1 rRNA gene is annotated in these 3215 nt (G+C 53.6%); it reads left to right on the top strand.

Going from position 1 to position 3215, the window contains the following annotated elements:
* Positions 1–25: 25 nt before the first annotated feature.
* Positions 26–3153, top strand: a 23S ribosomal RNA gene (locus tag E3O32_RS12220).
* Positions 3154–3215 lie beyond the last annotated feature (62 nt).

Here is a 3215-nt window from a genome sequence, read left to right as displayed (position 1 = left end):
CACCAATCGATTCAAACTCATGTGATTTCAAATTTCTAAGAGCAAACGGTGAATGCCTTGGCATGTAGAGCCGAAGAAGGACGTAGTAATCTGCGATAAGCCTCGGGGAGTTGATAAACGAACTGTGATCCGAGGATGTCCGAATGGGGAAACCCCGCCAGGCCCGTGAGGTGACCTGGTGACTCCCGCCTGAATATATAGGGCGGGTAGAGGGAACGTGGGGAAGTGAAACATCTCAGTACCCACAGGAAGAGAAAACAATAGTGATTCCGTTAGTAGTGGCGAGCGAAACCGGATGAGGCTAAACCGATCATGTGTGATAGCCGGCAGGCGTTGCATGGTCGGGGTTGCGGGACTTTTCTGCTGCTTCTGCCGAACAGTGAGGGTTAGAACGTTGTATAGACGAACAGGATTGAAAGCCTGGTCATAGAGGGTGCGAACCCCGTAGTCGAAATGCAGCAATCGCCCGAAGAGTATCCCAAGTAGCACGGGGCCCGAGAAATCCCGTGTGAATCTGTCAGGACCACCTGATAAGCCTAAATACTCCTACATGACCGATAGTGAACAAGTACCGTGAGGGAAAGGTGAAAAGTACCCCGGGAGGGGAGTGAAATAGTACCTGAAACCGTTTGCTTACAAACCGTTGGAGCCAGCTTTGTTCTGGTGACAGCGTGCCTTTTGAAGAATGAGCCTGCGAGTTAGTGATATGTGGCGAGCTTAACCCGAGAGGGGAATGCGTAGCGAAAGCGAGTCTGAATAGGGCGATTCAGTCGCATGTCCTAGACCCGAAGCGAAGTGATCTATCCATGGCCAGGTTGAAGCGACGGTAAGACGTCGTGGAGGACCGAACCCACTTCAGTTGAAAATGGAGGGGATGAGCTGTGGATAGGGGTGAAAGGCCAATCAAACTTCGTGATAGCTGGTTCTCTCCGAAATGCATTTAGGTGCAGCGTTGCGTGTTTCTTGCCGGAGGTAGAGCTACTGGATGGCCGATGGGGCCTAAAAGCTTACTGACGTCAGCCAAACTCCGAATGCCGGTAAGTGAGAGCGCAGCAGTGAGACGGTGGGGGATAAGCTTCATCGTCGAGAGGGAAACAACCCAGACCACCAACTAAGGTCCCAAAGCGCGTGCTAAGTGGGAAAGGATGTGGAGTTGCACAGACAACCAGGAGGTTGGCTTAGAAGCAGCCACCCTTGAAAGAGTGCGTAATAGCTCACTGGTCAAGTGATTCCGCGCCGACAATGTAACGGGGCTCAAGCACGCCACCGAAGTTGTGGCATTGATATTTTTGGTAAGCCGCACCCTTGTGGTGTTGGTTCAGCCGTGTTGATGGGTAGGAGAGCGTCGTGTGGCCAGCGAAGCGGCGGTGTAAACCAGCCGTGGAGGCTACACGAGTGAGAATGCAGGCATGAGTAGCGAAAGACGGGTGAGAAACCCGTCCTCCGAAAGATCAAGGTTTCCAGGGCCAGGCTAATCCGCCCTGGGTAAGTCGGGACCTAAGGCGAGGCCGACAGGCGTAGTCGATGGACAACGGGTTTATATTCCCGTACTGGCGAAAAACCGCCCAAGCTAATCCAGTAATGCTAAGCATCTGAATCCCCTAGACGGATCCCTTCGGGGTGACGCGTGGGGCCTAGCGTGCGACCCTATGCTGGTGCGGTTAGCGTATTAACAGGTGTGACGCAGGAAGGTAGCTGAGCCGGGCGATGGTTGTCCCGGTCTAAGGATGTAGGCCGAGAGATAGGCAAATCCGTCTCTCACAACGGCTGAGACCCGATGGGTAGCCCGTAAGGGCGAAATCAGTGATCCTATGCTGCCAAGAAAAGCATCGACGCGAGGTTTTAGTCACCCGTACCCCAAACCGACTCAGGTGATCAGGTAGAGAATACTAAGGAGATCGAGAGAATCGTGGTTAAGGAACTCGGCAAAATGCCCCCGTAACTTCGGGAGAAGGGGGGCCTGAGGCGTGAACGGACTAGCTCCGGGAGCGTTCGAAGGCCGCAGAGACCAGTGGGAAGCGACTGTTTACTAAAAACACAGGTCCGTGCCAAGTCGCAAGACGATGTATACGGACTGACGCCTGCCCGGTGCTGGAAGGTTAAGAGGAACGGTTAGCCGCAAGGCGAAGCTGAGAATTTAAGCCCCAGTAAACGGCGGTGGTAACTATAACCATCCTAAGGTAGCGAAATTCCTTGTCGGGTAAGTTCCGACCTGCACGAATGGCGTAACGACTTCCCAGCTGTCTCAACCGCGAACTCGGCGAAATTGCATTACGAGTAAAGATGCTCGTTACGCGCAGCAGGACGGAAAGACCCCGTGACCTTTACTACAGCTTGGTATTGGTGTTCGGTGTGGCTTGTGTAGGATAGGTGGGAGACTGTGAAGCTTGGACGCTAGTTCAGGTGGAGTCAACGTTGAAATACCACTCTGGTCATATTGGATATCTAACTTCGAACCGTGATCCGGTTCAGGGACAGTGCCTGGTGGGTAGTTTAACTGGGGCGGTTGCCTCCTAAAAAGTAACGGAGGCGCCCAAAGGTTCCCTCAACCTGGTTGGCAATCAGGTGTCGAGTGTAAGTGCACAAGGGAGCTTGACTGTAAGACTGACAAGTCGAGCAGGGACGAAAGTCGGGACTAGTGATCCGGCAGTGGCTTGTGGAAGCGCTGTCGCTCAACGGATAAAAGGTACCTCGGGGATAACAGGCTGATCTTGCCCAAGAGTCCATATCGACGGCATGGTTTGGCACCTCGATGTCGGCTCGTCGCATCCTGGGGCTGGAGTAGGTCCCAAGGGTTGGGCTGTTCGCCCATTAAAGCGGTACGCGAGCTGGGTTTAGAACGTCGTGAGACAGTTCGGTCCCTATCCGCTGCGCGCGCAGGAAATTTGAGAAGATCTATCCCTAGTACGAGAGGACCGGGATGGACGAACCTCTGGTGTGTCAGTTGTTCCGCCAGGAGCACCGCTGATTAGCTACGTTCGGAACGGATAACCGCTGAAAGCATCTAAGCGGGAAGCCGGCTTCGAGATGAGATTTCCATCCCTTCGGGGGAGAGGCTCGCAGCTAGACTACTGCGTTGATAGGCCGGATGTGGAAGAGGGGACTAAAGACCCTTGGAGCTGACCGGTACTAATAAGCCAATAATTTGATAACACACCAGTTTGAATAAGCTGCAAGCGTCCACTATGTGGTTCTCGATGTACGGTCGAGAACAA

It is taken from the genome of Cryobacterium mannosilyticum (assembly GCF_004402705.1).
Lineage (GTDB): Bacteria > Actinomycetota > Actinomycetes > Actinomycetales > Microbacteriaceae > Cryobacterium > Cryobacterium mannosilyticum.
Note: the sequence above shows the minus strand (reverse complement) of the source record. Positions and strands in the feature narration are given on the sequence as shown.